Raw genomic sequence first — 20815 nt, forward strand, 5'->3', positions numbered from 1 at the left:
ACCCTGGCCGAACACGGCGATAACACTTCGGCACCATCGCACACCGGCCGCACCCTGCGGGTGGAATCCCGTACGACGGCTCCTGGCGACCGCGAAGGTAAGTAACCTGGCATCCGATGTCCCACCGCGTCGAAGGAGACTTGTGATCACGGCACGGGCGGCTGCCAGTTTCGACCCTCAAGGGCGGTCGGTCGCCGCCGCCCGCGCGTTCGTCCGCGACACGCTGCAGGGCTGGGGCTTCGCCGACATCGTCGACGACGCGGTGGTACTGACCAGCGAGCTCGTCACCAACGCCGTGGTCCACGCCGGCACCCGGGCCGAGGTCCTGTGCCTGCGCGCCGAGGACGGCGTACGCGTCGAGATCGCCGACCGCTACCCGGAGCGCGAGCTGCCCCTGCGGCACCCGGGCGAGCGCCCGTACGCCGACCCCGACCGCGAGAGCGGCCGCGGCCTGATGCTCTGCGCCGCCCTCGCCACCCGCTGGGGCGTCGAGTACACCGCCACCCACAAACACGTGTGGTTCCGCCTCGACCTCCCGGACCGGCCGGTCGGTACCCGCTCCGCCGGCCCCGTCGTCCCGGACCAGTTCCTGCCCCTGGCCGACAGCCGGGTCCGCGTCGCCGTCCTCCAGATCGACGCCGCCGACGCCATCTCCGCCTGGAACGACGACGCCGAGCACATCTTCGGCTACCCCGCCGAAAAGGCCGTGGGCCGCCCCCTCGCCGAACTCGCCGCCTGGCCCCAGACCCCCGGCACCGGCACCGGCGTCGCCGAGGCCCTGCGCCTGTCCCGCTGGGAGGGCAGCTACGGCATCCGCGGCGCCGACGGCCGCGTCATCCCCGTCTACGCCTCCCACCTGCGGGTCCGCGACGCCCACGGCGAGCCCTCCATCGTCTGCCTCCTCGTCCACGACGACGAGCGCGCCCTGCTCCAGACCCCCGTACGGGTGCCCTCCTCCGACGGCCAGCACAGCGATCCCCGCCCCGTGGACCCCTTCGAGGTCTTCATCGGCTCCCCCGCCCCCGACGACCTCGACGGACTCCTCCAGCGCACCGTCGAGCGGGCCCGCGACATGCTCGACGCCGACGCCGCCTTCCTGCTCCTGGCCACCGACGACGAGACCGAGCTGGAGGTCCGCGCCACCACCGGCCTGCCCTCCACCCGCCAGCGCTTCGCCCGCGTCCCCGTCGAGGCCGGCACCAGCCGCTACGGCTCCGCCCGGCTGCCCGCCGTCCACGAGGACCTCGCCGTCGTCCCCGGAGCCGTACCGCTCCTGGAGTCCACCGGCATGCGCTCCGTCGTCACCGTCCCCCTCAAGGTCGAGGGCCGCCTCACCGGCTCCCTCGGCATCGCCGCCGAGAACCCGGGCCGCTACGACAACGAGGACGCCCTGCGCCTCCAGTTCGCCGCCGACCGCATCGCCCTCGCCGTCGAGTCCGCCCGCCTCGGCGAACTGGAACGACTGCGCCGCGGCTCCCTCTCCTTCCTCGTCGAGGCCTCCGACCTGCTCGCCGGCACCCTCGACCGGGACCAGACCCTGGCCCTCATGGCCCAGATGACCGTCCCGACCCTCGCCACCTGGTGCGCCGTCTACACCATCGCCGACCAGGCCTCCGACCCGTACCTCTCCTACGTCCTGCACGAGGACGAGGAACGCATCGACGGCCTCAAGGCCTTGCTCGCCCGCGTCAGCCCGCCCGAACCGGTCCGCGAGGCCGGCGCCCGCCCCTGGCCCGATGCCGCCCTGGCCGTCGGCGGGGAGACCGTGGTCCTCCCCCTCCTCGCCCGCAACCGGGTGATCGGCATGCTGACCCTCGGCAAGCCCAGCGAGGAGCACTTCCGCCAGGAGATCCTCGAACTCGCCGACGACCTGTCCCGCAGGGCCGCCCTGGCCCTCGACAACGCCCGCCTGTACTCCGAGCGCACCGCCATCAGCCGCTCCCTCCAGCGCAGCCTGCTGCCGCCCGGCTCCCCCTCCATCCCCGGCATGGAGGTCGACGTCATCTACCGCGCCGCCGGCGAGGGCAACGAGGTGGGCGGCGACTTCTACGACGTCTTCCCCATCCGCGACGGCGCGTACGGCTTCGCCATCGGAGACGTCTGCGGTACGGGCCCCGAGGCGGCCGCCGTCACCGGCCTGGCCCGCCACGCCCTGCGCCTCCTGGCCCGCGAGGGCCTGGGCGGCCCGGCCGTCCTCCAGCGCCTCAACGCGGCCATCCTCGACGAGGGCGCCCGCAGCCGCTTCCTCACCCTCCTCTACGGGGAACTCCACCCCCAGCCCGACGGCGGCGCCCTGATGAAGGTCGTCTGCGCGGGCCACCCCCTCCCGCTGCGCCTGCGCCCGGACGGCCAGGTCACCCCGGCCGCGGACCCGCAGCCGCTGCTCGGCGTGATCGACGACCTCGACCTCTACGAACAGACCCTCACCCTCGACCCGGGCGACGTCCTGCTCTGCGTCACCGACGGCGTCACGGAACGCCGCGAGGGCACCCGCATGCTGGGCGACGACGGCCTCGCCGAGGTCCTCACCACCTGCACCGGCCTCACGGCCGGCGCGGTGGCCGCCCGCGTCCTGCGCGCGGTCGAACGCTTCGCGGCCGAACCCGCCTCGGACGACATGGCCATCCTGGCCTTCCGCGTCCCTGGCCAGCGCACGGGCGACTGACCGCCCCGGTCTCAGACGTAGTCGGCGGTGGTGCGGACGGTCCCGAACCGGGGGAAGACCCGCTCCACCGCGAAGGCGCGCTCGTCCGCCGCGAATGCCGACCGGCCACTCCGGGGGCACAACGCAAAAAGGCCCCCGCCAAATGGCGGGGGCCTTTCTCTTGGAGCCCTTTAACGGAATCGAACCGTTGACCTTCTCCTTACCATGGAGACGCTCTACCGACTGAGCTAAAAGGGCGGGTTGTTCGGCGGCGTCCTACTCTCCCACAGGGTCCCCCCTGCAGTACCATCGGCGCTGAAAGGCTTAGCTTCCGGGTTCGGAATGTAAACCGGGCGTTTCCCTAACGCTATGACCACCGAAACACTATGAAGTTAACCAACCGGATGACAACACGGTCGTTACTTCAGAACTAACACAGTGGACGCGAGCAACTGAGGACAAGCCCTCGGCCTATTAGTACCAGTCAGCTCCACCCGTTACCGGGCTTCCACATCTGGCCTATCAACCCAGTCGTCTACTGGGAGCCTTACCCTCTCAAGGAGGTGGGAATACTCATCTTGAAGCAGGCTTCCCGCTTAGATGCTTTCAGCGGTTATCCCTCCCGAACGTAGCCAACCAGCCATGCCCTTGGCAGGACAACTGGCACACCAGAGGTTCGTCCGTCCCGGTCCTCTCGTACTAGGGACAGCCCTTCTCAATATTCCTACGCGCACAGCGGATAGGGACCGAACTGTCTCACGACGTTCTAAACCCAGCTCGCGTACCGCTTTAATGGGCGAACAGCCCAACCCTTGGGACCGACTCCAGCCCCAGGATGCGACGAGCCGACATCGAGGTGCCAAACCATCCCGTCGATATGGACTCTTGGGGAAGATCAGCCTGTTATCCCCGGGGTACCTTTTATCCGTTGAGCGACGGCGCTTCCACAAGCCACCGCCGGATCACTAGTCCCGACTTTCGTCCCTGCTCGACCCGTCGGTCTCACAGTCAAGCTCCCTTGTGCACTTACACTCAACACCTGATTGCCAACCAGGCTGAGGGAACCTTTGGGCGCCTCCGTTACCCTTTGGGAGGCAACCGCCCCAGTTAAACTACCCATCAGACACTGTCCCTGATCCGGATCACGGACCGAGGTTAGACATCCAGCACGACCAGAGTGGTATTTCAACGGCGACTCCACCATGACTGGCGTCACGGCTTCAAAGTCTCCCACCTATCCTACACAAGCCGAACCGAACACCAATATCAAACTGTAGTAAAGGTCCCGGGGTCTTTCCGTCCTGCTGCGCGAAACGAGCATCTTTACTCGTAGTGCAATTTCACCGGGCCTATGGTTGAGACAGTCGAGAAGTCGTTACGCCATTCGTGCAGGTCGGAACTTACCCGACAAGGAATTTCGCTACCTTAGGATGGTTATAGTTACCACCGCCGTTTACTGGCGCTTAAGTTCTCAGCTTCGCAACCCCGAAAGGTCACTAACCGGTCCCCTTAACGTTCCAGCACCGGGCAGGCGTCAGTCCGTATACATCGCCTTACGGCTTCGCACGGACCTGTGTTTTTAGTAAACAGTCGCTTCTCGCTGGTCTCTGCGGCCACCCCCAGCTCAGGAAGCAAGTTCCTTCACCAGTGATGGCCCCCCTTCTCCCGAAGTTACGGGGGCATTTTGCCGAGTTCCTTAACCATAGTTCACCCGAACGCCTCGGTATTCTCTACCTGACCACCTGAGTCGGTTTAGGGTACGGGCCGCCATGAAACTCGCTAGAGGCTTTTCTCGACAGCATAGGATCATCCACTTCACCACAATCGGCTCGGCATCAGGTCTCAGCCTTATATGAGGGACGGATTTGCCTACCCCTCGGCCTACACCCTTACCCCGGGACAACCACCGCCCGGGCTGGACTACCTTCCTGCGTCACCCCATCGCTTACCTACTACCACCTTGGATCGCCGGCTCCACCACTTTCCTTTCCCCGAAGGGTCCGGAACGGCTTCACGGGCTTAGCATTAATGGATTCGATATTGGGCGTTTCAAAGCGGGTACCGGAATATCAACCGGTTGTCCATCGACTACGCCTGTCGGCCTCGCCTTAGGTCCCGACTTACCCTGGGCAGATCAGCTTGACCCAGGAACCCTTAGTCAATCGGCGCACACGTTTCTCACGTGTGTATCGCTACTCATGCCTGCATTCTCACTCGTGAACCGTCCACAACTAGCTTCCGCTGCTGCTTCACCCGGCACACGACGCTCCCCTACCCATCACAGCGGGCGTTGGCCCTATTGCTGCAATGACACGACTTCGGCGGTACGCTTGAGCCCCGCTACATTGTCGGCGCGGAATCACTTGACCAGTGAGCTATTACGCACTCTTTCAAGGGTGGCTGCTTCTAAGCCAACCTCCTGGTTGTCTCTGCGACTCCACATCCTTTCCCACTTAGCGTACGCTTAGGGGCCTTAGTCGATGCTCTGGGCTGTTTCCCTCTCGACCATGGAGCTTATCCCCCACAGTCTCACTGCCGTGCTCTCACTTACCGGCATTCGGAGTTTGGCTAAGGTCAGTAACCCGGTAGGGCCCATCGCCTATCCAGTGCTCTACCTCCGGCAAGAAACACACGACGCTGCACCTAAATGCATTTCGGGGAGAACCAGCTATCACGGAGTTTGATTGGCCTTTCACCCCTAACCACAGGTCATCCCCCAGGTTTTCAACCCTGGTGGGTTCGGTCCTCCACGAAGTCTTACCTCCGCTTCAACCTGCCCATGGCTAGATCACTCCGCTTCGGGTCTAGAGCGTGCAACTCAATCGCCCTATTCGGACTCGCTTTCGCTACGGCTTCCCCACACGGGTTAACCTCGCTACACACCGCTAACTCGCAGGCTCATTCTTCAAAAGGCACGCAGTCACGACCCATTGGGTAAACCCAATGAGCGACGCTCCCACGGCTTGTAGGCACACGGTTTCAGGTACTATTTCACTCCGCTCCCGCGGTACTTTTCACCATTCCCTCACGGTACTATCCGCTATCGGTCACCAGGGAATATTTAGGCTTAGCGGGTGGTCCCGCCAGATTCACACGGGATTTCTCGGGCCCCGTGCTACTTGGGAGATTCTTAAGCAAGCCGCTGATGTTTCGTCTACGGGGGTCTTACCCTCTACGCCGGACCTTTCGCATGTCCTTCGACTACATCAACGGTTTCTGACTCGCCGACCGGCCGGCAGACCGATCAAAAGAATTCCCACAACCCCGCATGCGCAACCCCTGCCGGGTATCACACGCATACGGTTTGGCCTCATCCGGTTTCGCTCGCCACTACTCCCGGAATCACGGTTGTTTTCTCTTCCTGAGGGTACTGAGATGTTTCACTTCCCCTCGTTCCCTCCACATGCCCTATGTGTTCAGGCATGGGTGACAGCCCATGACGACTGCCGGGTTTCCCCATTCGGACACCCCCGGATCAAAGCTCAGTTGGCAGCTCCCCGGGGCCTATCGCGGCCTCTCACGTCCTTCATCGGTTCCTGGTGCCAAGGCATCCACCGTGCGCCCTTAAAAACTTGGCCACAGATGCTCGCGTCCACTGTGTAGTTCTCAAGCAACGACCAGCCACCCATCACCCTGCACCTCGAAAGGAACAAGTTCACTGGGGCCGGCATCGCGAAGATAAGACCTTACGGCCGTACCCTCAGATACCCAACAACGTGCCAGGCACGATTCCCTCAACTATCACCGTGTTCCACGCCAGAGGCAGTACTTACAGGATGTTTTGGAAACCGTGCCAAATAATCAACGTTCCACCCATGAGCTGACCGTGCAGAACATTTGTCTGCAATCGGTACTGTGCTCCTTAGAAAGGAGGTGATCCAGCCGCACCTTCCGGTACGGCTACCTTGTTACGACTTCGTCCCAATCGCCAGTCCCACCTTCGACAGCTCCCTCCCTTACGGGTTGGGCCACCGGCTTCGGGTGTTACCGACTTTCGTGACGTGACGGGCGGTGTGTACAAGGCCCGGGAACGTATTCACCGCAGCAATGCTGATCTGCGATTACTAGCAACTCCAACTTCATGGGGTCGAGTTGCAGACCCCAATCCGAACTGAGACCGGCTTTTTGAGATTCGCTCCACCTCACGGTATCGCAGCTCATTGTACCGGCCATTGTAGCACGTGTGCAGCCCAAGACATAAGGGGCATGATGACTTGACGTCGTCCCCACCTTCCTCCGAGTTGACCCCGGCGGTCTCCTGTGAGTCCCCATCACCCCGAAGGGCATGCTGGCAACACAGGACAAGGGTTGCGCTCGTTGCGGGACTTAACCCAACATCTCACGACACGAGCTGACGACAGCCATGCACCACCTGTATACCGACCACAAGGGGGGCACTATCTCTAATGCTTTCCGGTATATGTCAAGCCTTGGTAAGGTTCTTCGCGTTGCGTCGAATTAAGCCACATGCTCCGCTGCTTGTGCGGGCCCCCGTCAATTCCTTTGAGTTTTAGCCTTGCGGCCGTACTCCCCAGGCGGGGAACTTAATGCGTTAGCTGCGGCACCGACGACGTGGAATGTCGCCAACACCTAGTTCCCAACGTTTACGGCGTGGACTACCAGGGTATCTAATCCTGTTCGCTCCCCACGCTTTCGCTCCTCAGCGTCAGTAATGGCCCAGAGATCCGCCTTCGCCACCGGTGTTCCTCCTGATATCTGCGCATTTCACCGCTACACCAGGAATTCCGATCTCCCCTACCACACTCTAGCTAGCCCGTATCGAATGCAGACCCGAGGTTAAGCCTCGGGCTTTCACATCCGACGTGACAAGCCGCCTACGAGCTCTTTACGCCCAATAATTCCGGACAACGCTTGCGCCCTACGTATTACCGCGGCTGCTGGCACGTAGTTAGCCGGCGCTTCTTCTGCAGGTACCGTCACTTTCGCTTCTTCCCTGCTGAAAGAGGTTTACAACCCGAAGGCCGTCATCCCTCACGCGGCGTCGCTGCATCAGGCTTTCGCCCATTGTGCAATATTCCCCACTGCTGCCTCCCGTAGGAGTCTGGGCCGTGTCTCAGTCCCAGTGTGGCCGGTCGCCCTCTCAGGCCGGCTACCCGTCGTCGCCTTGGTGGGCCATTACCCCACCAACAAGCTGATAGGCCGCGGGCTCATCCTTCACCGCCGGAGCTTTCAACCCCCGCCCATGCAGGCAGGAGTGGTATCCGGTATTAGACCCCGTTTCCAGGGCTTGTCCCAGAGTGAAGGGCAGATTGCCCACGTGTTACTCACCCGTTCGCCACTAATCCACCCCGAAGGGCTTCATCGTTCGACTTGCATGTGTTAAGCACGCCGCCAGCGTTCGTCCTGAGCCAGGATCAAACTCTCCATGAATGTTTACCGGTAATCCGGTGCACACACACGTTGAGCGGGCACGTCATGTCGGAATAAGACCGACGCGCCACAACGTCCTCGCTGTGTTTGTTGCCTACGAGCACCCGAAGGCCCCGCAGGTCTTTTTCAAAGGAACCTCATCCACCGAAGTGGACGGGGTATCAACTTCTGGCGTTGATTTTTGGCACGCTGTTGAGTTCTCAAGGAACGGACGCTTCCTTTGTACTCACCCTCGCGGGCTTTCCTCCGGGCTTTCGTTCTGTTCTTGCGTTTCCGACTCTATCAGACTCTTTCGTGTCCGATTTCCTCGGCGCCTTCGAGGTTCTGCGCTTTCGCGCTTTCCCTTTCCGGCGGTTCCGACTCTATCAGATTCTTTTCCGTGTCGATCTCCGACTCGGATTCGAATTCCGATGGCCTTCGGGGGGCCTTTCCCTTTCGGGCGGGTCAGACTTTATCAGGTTTCCCTGGTCTGGATTCCCACCGTCCCCCGACATGCCGGTCCGGGCACACGTGTGTGCATGGTCCGTGCGGGGTGGAGACGTAAACGTACTGGAGCGGGGCCCCCGGATGCAAATCCGGTTGCCCCGCTCCAGTGAGGTCGCTACGTACGACGAGGTCAGACCTCGACGACGACCGGGAGGATCATCGGGCGGCGGCGGTAGCCGTCCGAGACCCACTTGCCCATCGTGCGGCGGATGAGCTGCTGGATCTGGTGCGGCTCGGCCACGCCGTCGGCCGCCGCGCGGGCGATGGCCTCCTCGATCTTCGCGCTGACCGCGCCGAAGGCCGAGTCCTCGATGCCGGAGCCGCGCGCCTGGATGTTCACGCCGCTCACGACCTTGCCCGTGGTGCTGTCGACCACGACGTAGACCGAGATGATGCCCTCCTCACCGAGGATGCGGCGGTCCTTCAGGGAGGACTCGGTGACGTCTCCGACCGACAGGCCGTCCACGTACACGTAGCCGGCCTGGACCTTGCCGGAGATCCGGGCCTTGCCGTCGATCAGGTCGACGACCACGCCGTCCTCGGCGATCACGATGCGGTCCTTCGGGACGCCCGTCATGGCACCGAGCTCGGCGTTGGCGCGCAGGTGGCGCCATTCGCCGTGGACCGGCATCAGGTTCCGCGGCTTGCAGATGTTGTAGAAGTACAGCAGCTCGCCGGCGGAGGCGTGGCCGGAGACGTGCACCTTGGCGTTGCCCTTGTGCACGACGTTGGCGCCCCAGCGGGTCAGGCCGTTGATCACGCGGTAGACCGCGTTCTCGTTGCCCGGGATCAGGGACGACGCCAGGATCACGGTGTCGCCGGGGACGATCCGGATCTGGTGGTCGCGGTTGGCCATGCGGGACAGGGCAGCCATCGGCTCGCCCTGGGAGCCCGTGCAGACCAGCACGACCTCGTCGTCCGGGAGGTCGTCGAGGGTCTTGACGTCGACGACGAGCCCGGCCGGGACCCGCAGGTAGCCCAGGTCGCGGGCGATGCCCATGTTGCGGACCATCGAGCGGCCGACGAAGGCGACCCGGCGGCCGTACTCGTGGGCGGCGTCGAGGATCTGCTGGATGCGGTGCACGTGGCTGGCGAACGAGGCCACGATGATCCGCTTCTGGGCACCCGCGAAGACGCCGCGGATGGCGTTGGAGATGTCGCGCTCCGGCGGGACGAAGCCCGGGACCTCGGCGTTCGTCGAGTCCGAGAGGAGGAGGTCGATGCCCTCTTCGCTCAGGCGCGCGAAGGCGTGCAGGTCGGTGAGGCGGTTGTCCAGCGGGAGCTGGTCCATCTTGAAGTCACCGGTGCACACGACCATGCCGGCGCCGGTGCGGATGGCCACGGCCAGGGCGTCCGGGATGGAGTGGTTGACGGCGACGAACTCGCAGTCGAAGGGGCCCAGGTTCTCGCGCTCGCCTTCCTTCACCTCGAGGGTGTAGGGGCGGATGCGGTGCTCCTGGAGCTTGGCCTCGATGAGCGCCAGGGTCAGCTTGGAGCCGATCAGCGGGATGTCCGGCTTCTCCCGGAGGAGGTACGGGACGGCGCCGATGTGGTCCTCGTGGCCGTGGGTGAGGACGATGCCCTCGATGTCGTCGAGCCGGTCCCGGATGGACGTGAAGTCCGGCAGGATCAGGTCGATGCCCGGCTGCTCCTCCTCGGGGAAGAGCACGCCGCAGTCGACGATCAGCAGGCGGCCGTCGAACTCGAAGACGGTCATGTTGCGGCCGATCTCGCCGAGACCGCCCAGCGGGGTGACCCGGAGGCCGCCCTTGGGGAGCTTCGGCGGCGGGCCGAGTTCAGGGTGCGGATGGCTCAAAAGGTTCTCCTTCACCACACACGCCACGTACCCCTTAAGGCACGTGGCGCGCATGTCATTCGTGCACTTGCTGTTGTCTGTTTTGTTCTTGCTTATTCAGTTGTGAAGTCTGTTGTCAGAGCTGTACCCCGCCCGCAGCAAGATCGATCTTGAGCTGGGCGGTCTCTTCGGCGGTCAGTCCGACGAGCGGGAGACGGAGCGGGCCGGCGGGGAGTCCCTGGAGGTTCAGGGCGCCCTTGGTGGTCATCACGCCCTGGGTGCGGAACATGCCCGTGAAGACCGGGAGCAGCTTCTGGTGGATCTCGGTGGCCTTCTGCACGTCGCCGCTGAGGTGGGCCTCGAGCATCGCGCGCAGCTCGGGGGTGACCACGTGGCCGACCACGGAGACGAAGCCGACCGCGCCGACCGACAGGAGCGGCAGGTTCAGCATGTCGTCGCCGGAGTACCAGGCCAGACCGCTCTGGGCGATGGCCCAGCTGGCGCGGCCGAGGTCGCCCTTGGCGTCCTTGTTGGCCACGATCCGGGGGTGCTCGGCGAGCCTGACCAGGGTTTCCGTGTTGATCGGGACACCGCTGCGGCCGGGGATGTCGTAGAGCATGACCGGCAGCTCGGTGGCGTCCGCGATGGCCGTGAAGTGCTGGAAGAGGCCTTCCTGCGGGGGCTTGCTGTAGTAGGGCGTCACGGCGAGCAGGCCGTGGGCACCGGTGCGCTCGGCCTGGCGGGCGAGCTCGAGGGTGTGCCGGGTGTCGTTGGTACCGATGCCGGCCACGACGTGGGCGCGGTCACCGACCGCTTCGAGTACGGCTCGTACGAGGTCGTTTTTCTCCGCGTCGGTGGTCGTGGGCGACTCACCGGTGGTGCCGTTGATGATCAGGCCGTCGTTGCCTGCGTCCACCAGGTGGACGGCGAGACGCTGCGCGCCGTCGAGGTCAAGTGCGCCATCCGCCGTAAACGGCGTGATCATGGCGGTGAGGACCCGCCCGAAGGGGGTCTGCGGAGTCGAGATCGGAGCCATGGGTAACACGCTACTCGCTGCCATGCTCGCGGTGTCCCCTCGGGGGACGTCAACAGGGGGTCGTGCCCAGCGGTGGCTGGGGGATGTTGGATCCCGGCACTGCCTGCTCGGGGGTTCAAGCAGTGCCGGGTCCGTTTGATCAGCCTAGATGAACTTTACGAAACGCCGCAATACGGACACTTGAGACTTGTCTCCGCACATGTGTACGCCATGCGTGCATCAGCCCTTACGGGGCAACGCGCCCATTGCCGTTGAAGGCCGCGTAGGTCAGCGGCATGAGCCGCGCCCAGTGCTGCTCCATCTTCTCGCCGACCATCTCGATCTCCCGCTGCGGGAAGGACGGGACCTTGGCCAGCTCGTGCTGGGTGCGCAGGCCGAGGAAGTGCATGAGCGAGCGCGCGTTGCAGGTGGCGTACATCGAGGAGAAGAGACCGACCGGCAGGACCGCACGGGCGACCTCGCGGGCCACGCCGGCCGCCAGCATCTCCTGGTAGGCCTCGTAGGCCTGCCGGTACGAGTCCTCCATGACCCGGCCCGTCAGCTCCTGCTGCGCCTCGGTGCCCTCGACGAAGACGTACTTGCCCGGGCGGCCCTCCTGGACGAGCTTGCGCTCGGCGTCCGGGACGTAGAAGACCGGCTCCAGCTCCCTGTAGCGACCGGATTCCTCGTTGTAGGACCAGCCCACTCGGTGCCGCATGAACTCCCGGAACACGAAGATCGGGGCGCTGATGAAGAAGGTCATCGAGTTGTGCTCAAAGGGGCTGCCGTGGCGGTCGCGCATCAGGTAGTTGATGAGGCCCTTGGAGCGCTCGGGGTCCTTCTGGAGCTCCTCCAGGGACTGTTCGCCGGCCGTGGAGACACGGGCGGCCCACAGCACGTCGCTGTCGGCGGCGGAGTGCTTCACCAGCTCCACCGTCACATCACTGCGGAAACTGGGTTTCAGGGCTGAGGCGGCGCTGTCGCTCACACGGGGTCCTTCCGAACGGGTCTTACCTGGGGCGCGCCCACTCTACGGCGCCGGTCGAGGCTTCCCGTGCACGCCGCAGGGGCGGCCGTCCCATCCGGACAGCTGACGGTGCGCCACGAATTTTGCTTAATGTCCCGAAATTCGGCACCGATTGGGCCGCTCGTTCGTCCTACCGGGAGAACGCATCCCGTCCGTCAGACCACCGCCCCCAGGGCCCGACCGTGAGGAGAGTCGCTCCCATGTTTCCCCCCCAGCTACCGCCGGGAGGTGCCCCCATGCGCGAACCCGTCCCGTTCGCCTTCGTCGCCGAGGCCGACCGTTTCCGAAGCAATGTCACTCCGCCGCCGCGAGAGAGTCTGAGCGTCGCCCAGATCACCGCCCGTAGTCTGGTCGGACTGACCGTGGTGGCGGGGCTCGTGGGCTCGCTGCTCTTCGGCATACCCGCACTGCAGCCGTACCAGGCGTCCGTGAAGCCCACGGGGACGGCGCAGCAGTCGGAGGCGTCCGAGGGGCGGTAGCCTCTCGGGCACAGCCCAACCGAACGTGCATGTGAGTGAGGTCCAGCCGTGCCCCTGCCCTTCTTGACGGCCGACGGCGTCTTCGACGCTCACGAGGACGAAGCCCTCCCGCATGTGGATCCCGAGCGCTGGCGGCGCCCCTACCGGCCGGGCCCCTGGCGGGTGGCCGGTGCGGCGGTGCTGCTGCTGGTCTCCGCCTTCATGCTGCTGGCCACGGTGATCATCGCCTTCGCGGGCACCTGGACCGGCGCGGGCATCGCCCTGGCCGCCTCGCTCGTCGTGGTCGGCTCCGCCCTGCGGATCCTGCGCGCGGGCGTGTGGGTGAGCCCTGCGGGGCTGCGCCGGGTCGGATTCTTCGGGACCCGCTCGATCGCCTGGAGCGAGGTCGACGGGATCCGCAAGGTCCAGCAGCCCGTGCGCTGGCTGGGACTGCCGAGGACCGTGCAGGGGCAGGCGCTGACGGTGGCCGCGCGCGGTGGTGCGGAACTGCCGGTGCTGCTGACCGACCACAGCGCCGACTTCCTGGCGCGGGGCGAGGCCTTCGACCGGGCCGCCGGCCGGGTGGAGGCGTGGGCCGAGGAGTACCGGGCCGTGCCCGCCTGAGGCCGTGCCCGCCCGGGTGGGCACGGCTGCGCGTGGGCCCGTACGGGGATCGACCTGTACGGGCCCTTCGCTTGGGGGCGCCCCGGTGTTCCGGGGTACGCGGTGTGCGGGGCGCGGGGTTACGCGTGTGCCTGGTGGAGGGCGATGGCCCGCTGCATGGCCTTGCGGGCCCGCGGGGTGTCGCGGGCGTCGTGGTAGGCGACGGCCAGGCGGAACCAGGTGCGCCAGTCCCCCGGCGCGTCCTCGGTCTCCGCCTTGCGGCGCGCGAAGACCTCGTCGGCGGAGTCCCGCAGGATCCGGCCGTACTGGTCCCGTTCCAGTTCATCGGCGGGCAGGCCGCCCTCGGCCTCCAGCTCGGTCGCGAGCTGGTTGGCCCGGGTGACGAAGCGGGTGTTCATCCAGAGGAACCAGATGCCGATGACCGGCAGGATCAGCACGGCCGCACCGAAGGTGACGGTGAGCCAGGTGCCCTGCTGGATCAGCATCAGGCCCCGGCTGCCGACCAGGACGAAGTAGACGACCAGGACGGCGGCCGTGACGAGGTAGGTGATCTTCGCGCGCATGGGTGCTACTGCCTCATCAGCCGAGGTCGAGGAAGTTTTCCAGGCCGAAGGTGAGGCCCGGGGTCTGCGTCACGCGGCGGGCGCCGAGCAGGATGCCCGGCATGAAGCTGCTGTGGTGCAGGGAGTCGTGACGGATGGTCAGGGTCTCGCCCTCGCCGCCGAGCAGCACCTCCTGGTGGGCCAGCAGGCCCCGCAGGCGGATGGCGTGCACCGGGACCCCGTCGACGTCGGCGCCGCGGGCGCCGTCGAGGGCCGTGGCGGTGGCGTCGGGCTGGGCGCCGAGGCCGGCCTCGGCGCGGGCGGCGGCGATGAGCTGTGCCGTACGGGTCGCCGTGCCGGAGGGGGCGTCGACCTTCTTCGGGTGGTGCAGCTCGACGACCTCGACGGACTCGAAGTAGCGGGCGGCCTGGGCGGCGAACTTCATCGTGAGGACGGCGCCGATGGAGAAGTTCGGGGCGATCAGCACGCCGGTCTGCGGGGAGGCCGCCAGCCAGGTGTTCAGCTGGGCGAGGCGGTCCTCGGTCCAGCCGGTGGTGCCGACCACGGCGTGGATGCCGTGGCCGACGAGGAACTCCAGGTTCCCCATCACCGAGGCGGGGGTGGTCAGCTCGACGGCGACCTGGGCTCCCGCCTCGGCCAGCGTCTCCAGCTTGTCGCCCCGGCCGAGGGCGGCCACCAGCTCCATGTCCTCGGCGGCCTCGACGGCCTTGACCGCCTCGGAGCCGATGCGGCCCTGGGCGCCGAGGACGGCCACGCGCAGCTTGCTCATTGTCGCTTCCTTAGGTGCGTGCGTACGGGTCTAGGCGACCGCTTCGTCGAGGCGGGCGGCCTGCTTCTCCTTGAGCGGGCCGATCACCGCGAGCGAGGGCCGCTGGGCCAGTACATCCCGGGCGACCGCGCGGACGTCGTCCGGGGTCACTTCGGCGATGCGGGCCAGCATGTCGTCGACGGACATCTGGTCGCCCCAGCACAGCTCGCTCTTGCCGATGCGGTTCATGATCGCGCCGGTGTCCTCCAGGCCGAGGACGGTGGAGCCGGAGAGCTGGCCGATGGCGCGCCTGATCTCCTCGTCGGTGAGTCCTTCGGAGGCGACCGTGTCCAGTTCCTGGCGGCAGATCCGCAGCACGTCGTGGACCTGGCTCGGCCGGCAGCCGGCGTAGACCCCGAAGAGGCCGGTGTCGGCGAAGCCGGAGGTGTACGAGTACACGCTGTAGGCGAGGCCGCGCTTCTCGCGGACCTCCTGGAAGAGCCGGGAGGACATGCCGCCGCCGAGGGCGGTGTTCAGTACGCCCAGCGCCCAGCGGCGCTCGTCGGTGCGGGCCAGGCCGGGCATGCCGAGGACCACGTGGGCCTGCTCGGTCTTGCGGTTGACCAGGTCGACGCGGCCGGAGGTGCGGATCCGCTTGGTGCCGGTGCGCGGGCCGACCGGCTGGGCGTCGGTGTGCCCCAGGGCGCCGGCCTTCTCGAAGGCCGCGCGGACCTGGCGTACGACCTTGTTGTGGTCGACGTTGCCGGCGGCGGCCACCACCAGGTGGCGGGGGTCGTAGTGCTTCTTCCAGAAGCGGCGGATCCGGTCGGCGCCGAGGGCGTTGATGGTGTCGACGGTGCCGAGGACGGGGCGGCCGAGCGGCGAGTCCCCGTACATGGTCTGCGCGAACAGGTCGTGGACCATGTCGCCCGGGTCGTCCTCGGTCATCGCGATCTCTTCGAGGATGACCCCGCGCTCGGCGTCGACGTCCTCCTCGCGGATCAGCGAGCCGGTGAGCATGTCGCAGACCACGTCGATGGCCAGCGGCAGGTCGGTGTCGAGGACCCGCGCGTAGTAGCAGGTGTACTCCTTCGCCGTGAAGGCGTTCATCTCGCCGCCGACCGCGTCGATCGAGGAGGAGATGTCGAGGGCGCTGCGCTTCTCGGTGCCCTTGAAGAGGAGGTGTTCCAGGTAGTGGGTGGCGCCGTTGAGACTGGGCGTCTCGTCGCGCGAGCCCACGTTGGCCCAGATGCCGAAGGTGGCGGAGCGGACCGAGGGCAGCGTCTCGGTGACGATGCGCAGTCCGCCGGGCAGGACCGTGCGCCGGACGGTGCCGATGCCGTTCTGGCCCTTGAGGAGTGTTTGGGTACGGGCGACGGCCCGCCCCTCCGAAGAGGGGCGGGCCGTCACACGCGAACTACGCGACGTCACTTGTCGGAGTCGTCCTTGTCGGCCTCGGCGTCGGCGGTCTCGCCCTCGATCACGGGGACCAGGGAGAGCTTGCCGCGCTGGTCGATCTCGGCGATCTCGACCTGCACCTTGGTGCCGACCGCGAGCACGTCCTCGACGTTCTCCACGCGCTTGCCACCGGCGAGCTTGCGGATCTGCGAGATGTGCAGCAGGCCGTCCTTGCCGGGCATGAGGGAGACGAAGGCACCGAAGGTGGTGGTCTTGACGACCGTACCCAGGTACCGCTCGCCGACCTCCGGCATGGTCGGGTTGGCGATCTGGTTGATCGTGGCACGGGCGGCCTCGGCGGCCGGGCCGTCGGAGGCACCGATGTAGATGGTGCCGTCGTCCTCGATCGTGATCTCGGCGCCGGTGTCCTCCTGGATCTGGTTGATCATCTTGCCCTTGGGGCCGATGACCTCACCGATCTTGTCCACCGGGATCTTGACGGTGATGATCCGCGGGGCGAACGGGGACATGGCGTCCGGCGTGTCGATCGCTTCCATCATCACGTCGAGGATGTGGAGGCGGGCGTCGCGGGCCTGGGTGAGGGCCGCGGCCAGGACGGAGGCCGGGATGCCGTCCAGCTTGGTGTCGAGCTGGAGGGCGGTGACGAACTCCTTGGTGCCGGCGACCTTGAAGTCCATGTCGCCGAAGGCGTCCTCCGCACCGAGGATGTCGGTGAGGGCGACGTAGTGGGTCTTGCCGTCGATCTCCTGGGAGATCAGGCCCATGGCGATACCGGCGACGGGGGCCTTGAGGGGCACACCGGCGTTCAGCAGCGACATGGTGGAGGCGCAGACCGAGCCCATGGACGTCGAACCGTTGGAGCCGAGGGCCTCGGACACCTGGCGGATCGCGTAGGGGAACTCCTCGCGGGTCGGCAGGACCGGCACGATCGCGCGCTCGGCGAGCGCGCCGTGGCCGATCTCGCGGCGCTTCGGGGAGCCGACGCGGCCGGTCTCGCCGACGGAGTACGGCGGGAAGTTGTAGTTGTGCATGTAGCGCTTGCGGGTCACCGGGGAGAGGGTGTCCAGCTGCTGCTCCATACGGAGCATGTTGAGGGTGGTGACGCCCAGGATCTGGGTCTCGCCACGCTCGAAGAGCGCCGAGCCGTGCACGCGCGGGATGGCCTCGACCTCGGCGGCGAGGGTACGGATGTCCGTGAGCCCGCGGCCGTCGATGCGGACCTTGTCCTTGATGACGCGCTCGCGCACCAGGGCCTTGGTCAGGCTGCGGTAGGCGGCGGAGATCTCCTTCTCGCGGCCCTCGAAGGCCGGGAGGAGCTTCTCGGCGGCGATCTCCTTGACGCGGTCCAGCTCGGCCTCGCGGTCCTGCTTGCCCGCGATGGTCAGCGCCTGGGTGAGGTCCCCCTTGACGGCGGCCGCGAGGGCCTCGTACACGTCGTCCTGGTAGTCCAGGAAGACCGGGAACTCGCCCTCGGGCTTGGCGGCCTTGGCGGCCAGGTCGGCCTGGGCCTTGCAGAGGACCTTGATGAAGGGCTTCGAGGCGTCGAGACCGGCGGCCACGACCTCCTCGGTGGGCGCCTCGGCGCCGCCCTTGACCAGGGCGATGGTCCGCTCGGTGGCCTCGGCCTCGACCATCATGATCGCGACGTCGCCGTCCTCCAGGACGCGGCCCGCGACGACCATGTCGAAGACGGCGTCCTCGAGCTCGGTGTGCGTCGGGAAGGCCACCCACTGGCCGCGGATCAGCGCGACGCGGACGCCGCCGATCGGGCCGGAGAAGGGCAGGCCGGCCAGCTGGGTGGACGCGGACGCGGCGTTGATCGCGATGACGTCGTACAGGTGGTCCGGGTTGAGCGCCATGATGGTGGCGACGACCTGGATCTCGTTGCGCAGGCCCTTCTTGAAGGACGGGCGCAGCGGGCGGTCGATCAGGCGGCAGGTGAGGATCGCGTCCTCGGAGGGGCGGCCCTCGCGGCGGAAGAACGAGCCGGGGATCTTGCCGGCCGCGTACTGGCGCTCCTCGACGTCCACCGTCAGGGGGAAGAAGTCGAGCTGGTCCTTGGGCTTCTTCGACGCGGTGGTCGCGGAAAGCACCATCGTGTCGTCGTCCAGGTAGGCAACGGCGGAGCCGGCGGCCTGGCGGGCGAGGCGGCCCGTCTCGAAGCGGATGGTGCGGGTGCCGAAGGAACCGTTGTCGATGACGGCCTCGGCGTAGTGGGTCTCGTTCTCCACTAGCGTTCTCTCCATTTTCGTCGTCTCCGTCCGCCACCCGTGTGGTGGTGGACGGTTGCGGAGGAGCGCTCCTGGCGTGCGGGCCGGTCTTCGATCGAAGCACCCGGTTCTGAGCCCCTCCGAGGGGCTTTCCGGATGCCACTACCGAGGACCGGCGGCGTAGGGAGGGCGCTCCTCCTCTTCAGTTGTGCGCTGTGTTCCAGACTACAAAGGGTCCGGCAGGTCGCGCACGTACAGCAAAGGGAGCGGCCCCATCGGTGTGGGAACCGCTCCCTTCACAGCGTCTTTACTTGGCGCCGGCCGCACCGCGACGGATGCCGAGGCGCTCGACCAGCGTACGGAAGCGCTGGATGTCCTTCTTGGCCAGGTACTGCAGCAGGCGGCGGCGCTGGCCGACCAGGATCAGCAGACCACGACGGGAGTGGTGGTCGTGCTTGTGGGTCTTGAGGTGCTCGGTCAGGTCCGAGATGCGGCGGGACAGCATCGCGACCTGGACCTCGGGGGAGCCGGTGTCGCCCTCCTTGGCACCAAACTCTGCGATGAGCTGCTTCTTCACTGCGGCGTCGAGCGGCACGCGTACTCCTCGTAATAGGTCTTCGTTGCCACCGAGTGCCCCAGGTCGAATTCTCTGGGGAGCTTCCGTAACTCGGGAGGCGGGGTCCGCTGAGCGCTGCCTCCAGAGGATCTTCGAGGATCTCCGGGGGCGCGTACACAAACGGCCGTCACACAGCGTACCAGGCTGCCGGGTCGCGCCGTCTCAGCTGTTGAGAGAGCGGGCGCGGCTGTAGACGTCGAGCACGGCCAGGGTCAGCGGGACCAGGCTGAGCAGTACTGCGGCCTCGGTGAGGTCGAGCAGCCTTCCCCAGAAGGGTGACAGGCCCTTGCGGGGGATGACAAGCGCAATTCCCACGAGGAGGGCGGCGCCGGCGGCGACGGCGGCCGAGAGCCAGATCGTACGGAGGTCCAGGCCGCCGCGGTCGTGGTAGCGCACGAACTCGAACATCAGATCGACGGGCGGGTGCAGGGCCAGGCCCAGGATCAGCAGCCCGACGGCGGCCAGGCCCGCGGCCAGGGCGCAGACGACCTGGGAGGTGTAGCGGAAGAGGCGGGCGCGCAGCAGCATCGCCAGGCCGGCGGCCAGGGCCAGCAGCCGGCCCCAGGTGTTGTCGGAGAAGCCGAGGACGGCGGCCGCACCGACGGTGACGGCGGCGCAGCCGCCGACGAGGCCGAGGAGCATCTCGTGGCCGCGCCGGGCCTGGGCGGCGATGGCCTCGGCGTCGAGCGGGGCCGCCTGCTGGTCGGCGCCGCCCTGGTCGGCGTACGGCTCGGCCTCGTAGCGGTCCGGGGTCTCGTAATCCGGCGCGGCGCTCTGCGGGGCCTCGTACCCGATGGGCAGCCGGGCGAAGCGGGCGGAGAGGCCCGGCAGGAAGGCGACGAGCCCGATGGCGACGGGCGCGCACACGGCGGCGGTCGCCGTGGCGGAGGCGTCGGCGGCGATGGCGCCGAAGGTCGCCAGGGTCCCGGTGGCGGAGAGGAAGGTGGCGGCGACGAAGGGGGCGTCCCCGTGCGGGGTGAGCGCGACCAGCGCGACGGAGGCGACCAGGACGCAGACGCAGCCGAGCAGGAACTGCAGGCGACCGGGTCCCTGGCCGGCGCCGGCGGCGACGATGCCGGAGCCCGCGATCAGCAGGTGCGGCAGGGCGCCGAGGCCGAGCGCGACGGCCGAGCCGCGGTCGCGGTAGACGCGGGCGCGCACCCCGGCGGCGGCGGTGAGCAGGAGGCCGACGGCCCCGGCGATGATCCCGGGGAGGCCGTGCATGTCGTGGCGGACCGGGTCGGCGTACCAGAGGACGAAGCCGAGCAGGACGAGCAGCAGCGCGGCGCCGGCCAGGCCCGCCCCGCGCAGCATGTCGTCGCTCCAGCGGTGCCGGTCGCGGACGACGGCCGAGGCGACGGCGTCGGAGACGTCGTCGAACACGGCGGGCGGCAGGGACTCGGCGAAGGGGCGCAGGCTGAGCACCTCGCCGTCGAGGACCTGCTGGGCGGCGAGGGTGCGGGCGCCGTCGAGGACGGTGCCGGAGCGGCGGACCAGGTGGAAGCCGGTGGGGGCGCCGACGGGCTGGGTCTGGCCGGTGAGGCGCAGCAGCTCGGGATAGACGTCGGCGACGGCGATGTCCTCGGGGAGGGCGACGTCGATACGGCTGTCCGGGGCCACGACGGTGACCCTGCAGAAACCGGTCGCCTCGGCCGTACTCACCTGTGTGACCCCCCTGGTTGGCGCCGTGCGGCGGCCGGTTCGCGGATGCGCCCGTCAAGGCACCCCGCAGTGCGGGCGTCACCCTACCCGGCGTCTGCCCGACTGTCGGCAAGTAGGATCACCGTCGCGCCGGGCGCGGGGTGCGGGAGAGCCCCTC

At 67.0% G+C, this 20815-nt stretch carries 12 protein-coding genes, 1 tRNA gene and 3 rRNA genes; 3 read left to right on the forward strand and 13 right to left on the reverse strand.

From position 1 onward, the window contains the following. Nucleotides 1-142 precede the first annotated feature (142 nt). Nucleotides 143-2665 (forward strand): SpoIIE family protein phosphatase, encoded by a 2523-nt coding sequence (locus OOK34_RS03110; protein ID WP_267032329.1) that lies wholly within the window; start codon nucleotides 143-145, stop codon nucleotides 2663-2665. A gap of 161 nt (nucleotides 2666-2826) precedes the next feature. Here the strand turns inward: OOK34_RS03110 and OOK34_RS03115 are convergent. The 7 genes from OOK34_RS03115 to thyX all read right to left on the reverse strand — a co-directional run bounded on the left by OOK34_RS03115 (nucleotide 2827) and on the right by thyX (nucleotide 12319). Beyond that, nucleotides 2827-2902, reverse strand: a tRNA-Thr gene (locus OOK34_RS03115). A 5-nt stretch (nucleotides 2903-2907) separates the two neighbouring features. Next, a 5S ribosomal RNA gene (gene rrf, locus OOK34_RS03120) occupies nucleotides 2908-3025 on the reverse strand. A gap of 73 nt (nucleotides 3026-3098) precedes the next feature. After that, nucleotides 3099-6222, reverse strand: a 23S ribosomal RNA gene (locus tag OOK34_RS03125). 288 nt (nucleotides 6223-6510) lie between these two features. Continuing rightward, a 16S ribosomal RNA gene (locus tag OOK34_RS03130) occupies nucleotides 6511-8035 on the reverse strand. The 16S, 23S and 5S rRNA genes sit together here with 1 tRNA gene alongside, the layout of an rRNA operon. A gap of 616 nt (nucleotides 8036-8651) precedes the next feature. Further along, a complete protein-coding gene (locus OOK34_RS03135; RefSeq protein ID WP_267032330.1) occupies nucleotides 8652-10337 on the reverse strand; it encodes a ribonuclease J in 1686 nt (561 codons plus the stop codon). A 115-nt stretch (nucleotides 10338-10452) separates the two neighbouring features. Then, nucleotides 10453-11352, reverse strand: coding sequence for a 4-hydroxy-tetrahydrodipicolinate synthase (gene dapA, locus OOK34_RS03140; protein WP_267032331.1), 900 nt, complete (start codon nucleotides 11350-11352; stop codon nucleotides 10453-10455). 226 nt (nucleotides 11353-11578) lie between these two features. Next, nucleotides 11579-12319 carry an FAD-dependent thymidylate synthase gene (gene thyX / locus OOK34_RS03145; RefSeq protein ID WP_267032332.1) on the reverse strand — a complete coding sequence of 247 codons (741 nt, stop codon included), beginning with the start codon at nucleotides 12317-12319 and terminating at the stop codon, nucleotides 11579-11581. 275 nt (nucleotides 12320-12594) lie between these two features. Here thyX and OOK34_RS03150 point away from each other — a divergent pair, with 275 nt between their 5' ends. Together OOK34_RS03150 and OOK34_RS03155 are read left to right on the forward strand one after the other, a co-directional pair. Then, the gene (locus OOK34_RS03150) at nucleotides 12595-12837 is read left to right on the forward strand and encodes a hypothetical protein (protein WP_267032333.1); all 243 of its coding nucleotides are present in this window, start codon (nucleotides 12595-12597) and stop codon (nucleotides 12835-12837) included. A 48-nt stretch (nucleotides 12838-12885) separates the two neighbouring features. After that, nucleotides 12886-13440 (forward strand): PH domain-containing protein, encoded by a 555-nt coding sequence (locus tag OOK34_RS03155; RefSeq protein ID WP_267032334.1) that lies wholly within the window; start codon nucleotides 12886-12888, stop codon nucleotides 13438-13440. A 119-nt stretch (nucleotides 13441-13559) separates the two neighbouring features. On the opposite strand, the gene OOK34_RS03160 is transcribed toward OOK34_RS03155, so the two are convergent. The 6 genes from OOK34_RS03160 to eccD all read right to left on the reverse strand — a co-directional run bounded on the left by OOK34_RS03160 (nucleotide 13560) and on the right by eccD (nucleotide 20658). Beyond that, nucleotides 13560-14003, reverse strand: coding sequence for a hypothetical protein (locus tag OOK34_RS03160; protein ID WP_267032335.1), 444 nt, complete (start codon nucleotides 14001-14003; stop codon nucleotides 13560-13562). 16 nt (nucleotides 14004-14019) lie between these two features. Further along, the gene (gene dapB, locus OOK34_RS03165) at nucleotides 14020-14772 is read right to left on the reverse strand and encodes a 4-hydroxy-tetrahydrodipicolinate reductase (RefSeq protein ID WP_267032336.1); all 753 of its coding nucleotides are present in this window, start codon (nucleotides 14770-14772) and stop codon (nucleotides 14020-14022) included. Nucleotides 14773-14802: 30 nt separating this feature from the next. After that, complete coding sequence (locus tag OOK34_RS03170) at nucleotides 14803-16182, reverse strand: pitrilysin family protein (protein ID WP_267032337.1); 1380 nt, start codon at nucleotides 16180-16182, stop codon at nucleotides 14803-14805. Further along, a complete protein-coding gene (locus OOK34_RS03175) occupies nucleotides 16179-18401 on the reverse strand; it encodes a polyribonucleotide nucleotidyltransferase (protein WP_267036607.1) in 2223 nt (740 codons plus the stop codon). Before OOK34_RS03175 ends, OOK34_RS03170 begins: the two co-directional genes overlap by 4 nt. A 286-nt stretch (nucleotides 18402-18687) precedes the next feature. Continuing rightward, a complete protein-coding gene (rpsO, locus tag OOK34_RS03180) occupies nucleotides 18688-18975 on the reverse strand; it encodes a 30S ribosomal protein S15 (RefSeq protein ID WP_267032338.1) in 288 nt (95 codons plus the stop codon). 183 nt (nucleotides 18976-19158) lie between these two features. Further along, nucleotides 19159-20658, reverse strand: coding sequence for a type VII secretion integral membrane protein EccD (gene eccD / locus OOK34_RS03185; RefSeq protein ID WP_267032339.1), 1500 nt, complete (start codon nucleotides 20656-20658; stop codon nucleotides 19159-19161). Nucleotides 20659-20815 lie beyond the last annotated feature (157 nt).

It is taken from the genome of Streptomyces sp. NBC_00091, assembly GCF_026343185.1.
In the GTDB taxonomy this organism is placed as follows: domain Bacteria; phylum Actinomycetota; class Actinomycetes; order Streptomycetales; family Streptomycetaceae; genus Streptomyces.

Coding starts and splice junctions, on each gene's coding strand:
- dapA (WP_267032331.1), bottom strand. CDS start 11,352: ATGGCTCCGATCTCGACTCCGCAGACCCCCTTCGGGCGGGTCCTCACC.
- OOK34_RS03150 (WP_267032333.1), top strand. CDS start 12,595: ATGCGCGAACCCGTCCCGTTCGCCTTCGTCGCCGAGGCCGACCGTTTC.
- OOK34_RS03160 (WP_267032335.1), bottom strand. CDS start 14,003: ATGCGCGCGAAGATCACCTACCTCGTCACGGCCGCCGTCCTGGTCGTC.
- dapB (WP_267032336.1), bottom strand. CDS start 14,772: ATGAGCAAGCTGCGCGTGGCCGTCCTCGGCGCCCAGGGCCGCATCGGC.